General features: G+C 71.4%; 5 protein-coding genes and 1 pseudogene. 4 read left to right on the top strand and 2 right to left on the bottom strand.

The genetic code is table 11. The annotated features are described in order from the left end of the window. Together CQZ88_RS31390 and CQZ88_RS19095 are read left to right on the top strand one after the other, a co-directional pair. Nucleotides 1-469, top strand: a 469-nt coding sequence (locus CQZ88_RS31390) for a phosphotransferase (protein ID WP_258008679.1), incomplete at its 5' end; no start/stop codon positions are given. Continuing rightward, nucleotides 466-1,218, top strand: coding sequence for an SDR family oxidoreductase (locus CQZ88_RS19095; protein WP_006939955.1), 753 nt, complete (start codon nt 466-468; stop codon nt 1,216-1,218). The genes CQZ88_RS31390 and CQZ88_RS19095, both read left to right, overlap by 4 nt. A gap of 4 nt (nt 1,219-1,222) precedes the next feature. Here CQZ88_RS19095 and CQZ88_RS19090 read toward each other — a convergent pair whose 3' ends face one another. Continuing rightward, nucleotides 1,223-2,488, bottom strand: coding sequence for a GAF domain-containing protein (locus CQZ88_RS19090; protein WP_006939953.1), 1,266 nt, complete (start codon nt 2,486-2,488; stop codon nt 1,223-1,225). Nucleotides 2,489-2,718: 230 nt separating this feature from the next. On the opposite strand from CQZ88_RS19090, the gene CQZ88_RS19085 reads away from it, so the two are divergent. Continuing rightward, a complete protein-coding gene (locus tag CQZ88_RS19085) occupies nt 2,719-3,774 on the top strand; it encodes a 2,3-butanediol dehydrogenase (RefSeq protein WP_029546450.1) in 1,056 nt (351 codons plus the stop codon). A 3-nt stretch (nt 3,775-3,777) separates the two neighbouring features. Here CQZ88_RS19085 and CQZ88_RS19080 read toward each other — a convergent pair whose 3' ends face one another. Next, the gene (locus CQZ88_RS19080) at nt 3,778-4,410 is read right to left on the bottom strand and encodes a hypothetical protein (RefSeq protein ID WP_006939950.1); all 633 of its coding nucleotides are present in this window, start codon (nt 4,408-4,410) and stop codon (nt 3,778-3,780) included. Between the two features lie 158 nt (nt 4,411-4,568). Here CQZ88_RS19080 and CQZ88_RS31385 point away from each other — a divergent pair. Continuing rightward, nucleotides 4,569-4,899 (top strand): annotated as a pseudogene (locus tag CQZ88_RS31385) (ATP-binding protein); the annotation flags it as partial.

Here is a 4,899-nt window from a genome sequence, read left to right as displayed (position 1 = left end):
CGCCGCCCTCGCCGACGCGATCCCCGCGTCGTCGGCGGCGTCGATCGTGCACGGCGACTACCGGATCGACAACACCATTCTCGATCCTGCCGATGCCGGAAAGATTGCGGCGGTGGTGGATTGGGAACTGTCCACGCTCGGTGACCCGCTCACCGACGTCGCCCTGATGTGCGTGTACCGCAACCCCGCGCTCGATCAGGTGCTCGGCGAATCCGCCGCGTGGACGAGCCCGCGCCTGCCGTCGGCCGACGACCTCGCACAGCGCTACGCGGTGGCGACGGGCCGCGAACTCGCCCACTGGAACTTCTACATGGGCCTGGCGAACTTCAAGCTCGCCGTCATCGCCGAGGGCATCAACCACCGCTGGCGCGTGGGGGCGACCGTCGGCGACGGCTTCGACCGGGCAGGGGAGGCCGTACCGGTCTTCGCGGCCGCCGGCCTGGAGGCACTGCGGGGAGGCGCAGCGTGACAACCGATCTCGTGAACCCCAGCGCCCTGGTCACCGGCGCATCCCGCGGCATCGGGCTCGGTGTCGCCACCCGCCTCGCGGAGCAGGGCTACGGTCTGACCCTCACCGCGCGCGACGAGGCGCGGCTCGACGCGGTGGCCGCCGGCCTGCGCGACGCCGGTGCGCCCGAGGTCCGGGTCGTCGCCGCCGACCTCGGCGACCCGGACACCGCGGCACGCGTCGTCGCGGCGCACGAGGAGACGTTCGGCAGCATGCGGGCGCTCGTGCTCAACGCCGGCGTCGGCACCGCCGGCACCATCGCCGAGTTCCCGATGCGGCGCTTCGGCAAGACGGTGTCCGTCAACTTCGAGACCCCCTTCGCCCTGATCCAGGCATCGTTGCCGCTGCTGCGCAAGGCCGCGACCGCCGCCCCAGGCCGCGGTGCGAAAGTGGTTGCGCTGTCGTCGATCACCGGGGTCTACGCCGAGGCCGGCCTGGCCGTGTACGGTGCGACGAAGGCGGCGCTGATCTCTCTGGTCGAGACGCTCAACGCCGAGGAGTCCGGCAACGGTGTCAGCGCGTCCGCGATCGCACCCGCCTACGTCGACACCGACATGTCCGACTGGATCAAGGACCGCATCCCCGCCGAGGAGATGCTCGAGGTGAACGACGTCGTCGAACTCGTCGATGCGGTGCTGCGGCTGTCCTCCCGTGCGGTGCTGCCGCGTCTGGTGCTCAGCCGGGCCGGGACGGACGCCTACCGGGCCTGAGCTCTCACCGGCCGTCCGCGAGCGCGCGGACGGCCGGGCTGGTCGCGTGCCGGACGAACGCGCAGTCCGCGAGGCGTTCGGCCGTTCCGAGGGTGAGCGTCATGTCGACCGAGTCGGCGAGCCGGTAGGGCCGGCTCTCGACGACGGAGCCGAGGACGCGGCGCAGCCGGGACACCTCCGCCCGCACCGCGACGGCGTGGTCCGGGTCGCCGTAGATGCCGTTGCTCACCTCGGTCACCGTCATTCCCTGCGGCCCCCGCAGGTGCAGCAGGAGCAGGATCTCGGCGTGCCGGGCGGACAGCGGGCTGCGCCACGCCGAGTCGGCGCCGCTGACGACGACCGTCGGCGTGCCGGACAGGTCCAGTTCGATCGCCATCCGCGCCGGGCCACCCGCTGGCCGGATCAGCCAGCCGTGCGCGAGCTGCTCCGGCACGCACAGGCCCAGGCCGGGCACGCTCAAGGTCCGCTCGGACGTCGGCGCCGCCACGCGCTTGGTGGCCGCAACGCCCGACGCGTGCGCCACCCACCCGTGCTCGTCGACGAGCAGCAGCGGCCCGCTCATCGAGGCGAGCACCGGCGCCGCGGCCGTGCGCAGCCGTTCGAGCCGGTTCTCGTGCAACCGCCACAGCTGCGCCTCGGCGAGCCGCACCGCCGTCTCGACGAGCGCGCTGATGGTGGGATGGATGGTCAGGGCGGGGCCGCTCACGTCGACCACGCCGAGCAGTTCCCCGGTGCGCGGATCGTGGATCGGTGCCGCGGTGCAGTACCAGGGGTGCTGGGACTGCTCGAAGTGCTCGGCGGAGAACAGCTGTACAGGGGCGGCCTCGGCGAGGGCCGTCCCGATCGCATTGGTCCCCACGGTCGCCTCCGTCCACCGGGCGCCCTCGCTGAATCCGAGGCTGTCGGCGCGGCTGCGCACCTTGGCCGACCCGGCCCGCCACAGCACGATCCCGTCCGCGTCGGTCACGACCATCAACATGTGCGACGCCTCGGCCACGGAGCACACCACCTGCTCGAGGTCGCCGATCACCCCCGACAGCGGGGAGTTCCGCCGGCGCCGTTCGACCTCGGCGAGCGGCAGCAGGGCGCGGGCGTTGCTGCCGTCCGGAGCCAGCCCCGCGACGAGCACCCGGGACCAGGACCGGGCCACCACCGACCGCGGCCGCAGCGGCGACCGGCCGCCGCCGATGACCGCATCGTGCATGCGCGCCAGCTCACGCGCGTATCGATGCAGGTCGGTGCCGGGTTCGATGGCGCTGAAGTTGCCCACTGTCTCCGTCTCTCGTCGGTCGGGTTGCGGTGAGCATATGCCGAATTGTGTGGCCGGCACCACACCCGTCGCGCGGCGGCGCCGCGGCGCAACGCACTGCAACACTTGTTGCGGCGACGCCGGCGCTGTGTTCTGGATCACGCGCCGGCCTCGGTAGCGGCGCACCCGGATGGTCCCGCGTCGGACATGGCCGAACAGGTCCGACGCCCGTACAGCGAGGAGATCGACCCATGAAGGCAGCCCGCTTCCACGGCCCCGGGGACATCCGGGTCGAGGATGTCCCCGAACCGGCGACCCGGCCCGGAACCGTCAAGGTCGAGGTCGAGTGGTGCGGTATCTGCGGCACCGACCTGCACGAGTACCTCGAGGGCCCGATCTTCGCCCCGCCCGCCGACGCACCGCACCCCATCACCGGCGAGACCGTGCCGATCACCCTCGGTCACGAGTTCGCCGGTGTCGTCGCGGAAGTGGGCGACGGCGTGGACGACGTGCGGGTGGGCGACCGGGTGGTCGTCGAGCCGTACATCATCTGCGGCCGCTGCGACGCCTGCCGCAACGGCCGCTACAACGTGTGCAGCACACTGGGATTCGTGGGCCTGTCCGGATACGGCGGCGGCTTCTCGCAGTACGTCGTCGCCGAGCGGCGCTGGATTCATCCGCTCGGCGAACTCGGCACCGACGTCGGCGCCCTCGTCGAACCGCTCGCCGTCGCGTACCACGCCGTGCGGCTCTCGGGTGCGCGGCCGAGCCACTCGGCGCTCGTGTTCGGGGCCGGGCCGATCGGGCTCGTCACCACCTCGGCGCTGCGCGCGGCGGGCGTCGAGCAGATCATCGTCGTCGAACCGGCCGAGGTGCGGAAGAAGAAGGCCGAGCCGGCCGGGGCGGACCACATCATCGACCCGCGCGACGGCGACGTCACCGAGCAGGTGCTGGAGCTGACCGGCGGCCGTGGCGCCGACGTCTCCTTCGAATGCGCCGGCATCGACGCGGTCCTGAAGACCGCTATCCAGTCCACCCGGGCGGGCGGCACGTGCGTGAACGTCGCGATCTGGGGCCACGAGGCGAGCGTTGCCATGAACGACCTCGTCTTCCGCGAGGTCAACCTGCTCGGCAGCCTCGCCTACGCGAACGATCATCCCGCCACGATCGAGATGATCGCCTCCGGCAAGGTCGACCCCTACCAGTTCATCACCGGCCGGATCGGGCTCGACGACATCGTCAAGGACGGCTTCGAGGAACTGATCACCAACAAGGAGGAGAACGTCAAGATCCTCGTCCAGCCGTGATCGTCAGTCGTCGTCGCCGTTCTCCTTGTCCTCGCCGCGACGGCGCAGAAAGTTGAAGCCCGGGACGCCGACGATCGCCTGCCGCACGTCCTTCGCGACGCCCAGCAGCTCGTGGATCTCCGGGGCGACGCTCTCGAGCGTGCCCAGGATCGGCATCAGGGCCGTCATCCGGTCCGCGAGCTCCGGCAGCTGATCGAGCAGGACGACGGCCGCGTGGACCTCCTCGGCGCTGAGTTCCTCGATGAACTGGCCCGCGAGCGGCGCGGCCCGCGTCGCCATCGGCGCGTAGGTGTCGAGCAGTTCGCCGGCCGCGTCGGACGTGCGGCCGGCGGACGACACCACATCCTGCGCCCGGTGGGCCACGGCCGCGGCGTCGCCGACCACCGTCGAGCTGCTGTCGATGACCTCGTCGACCCGGCCGACGGCGGCGCGGGCGTCGGTGACGACCTCATCGATGCGCGCGACGATCGCGCGGGCGTCGGTGACCACGTCGTCGACGCGGGCGACGAGCGCCTCGGTGGCCTCGAACAGGCTCGTGACCCGCCCGGGAACTGACACCGCGAACTCGGCGACCTCCACGGTCCGGTCCAGGGCGATGCGGGCGGCTCCGAGGGGCGCGGCGAGAAGCGACATCATGTGCTCATCCTGCCGGACGGGTGACCCTGCCGGTGTCATCGGGGAGCAGCCCTCCGCTAGCCTCTCCACTGCGGCCCGACGGACTTCCGCTGCGATGAGCGGTCCCGGACATGTCCCCACCCGCACGACTGAATTCGTGCTGCCCAGGGGACCTGACCGTGACGCTGCTTCGTACATCTGCCCGCCGGATCGCCGAGTTGGATCGGCCCGATTCGCTGGCGGAGCAGTTGTTGGAGCAGATGCTGTTTCGCACCGGTCATCGTCCCAGTCAGGCCGAACAGAAGTCGTGGAGCCGAAGCCTGCCGGTGCTTGCGCAGGATCTCGTCGATGCCGGCCTCGGCGATGTCGAGATGCTGCTCGAGTACCATCTGCCGCTCACCTCGCAGCGTGCCGACGTGGTGCTCGCCGGCACTCATCCGGCCACCGGGGCCGTGTCGTATGTCGTGGTGGAGCTGAAGCAGTGGTCGGCCGCGCGGCGCTTCGAAGACA

It is taken from the genome of Rhodococcus sp. ENV425, assembly GCF_002887785.1.
Lineage (GTDB): Bacteria > Actinomycetota > Actinomycetes > Mycobacteriales > Mycobacteriaceae > Rhodococcus > Rhodococcus aetherivorans.
The sequence above is the reverse complement of the archived record's forward strand: the minus strand, read 5'-3'. Positions and strand labels throughout refer to the sequence as shown.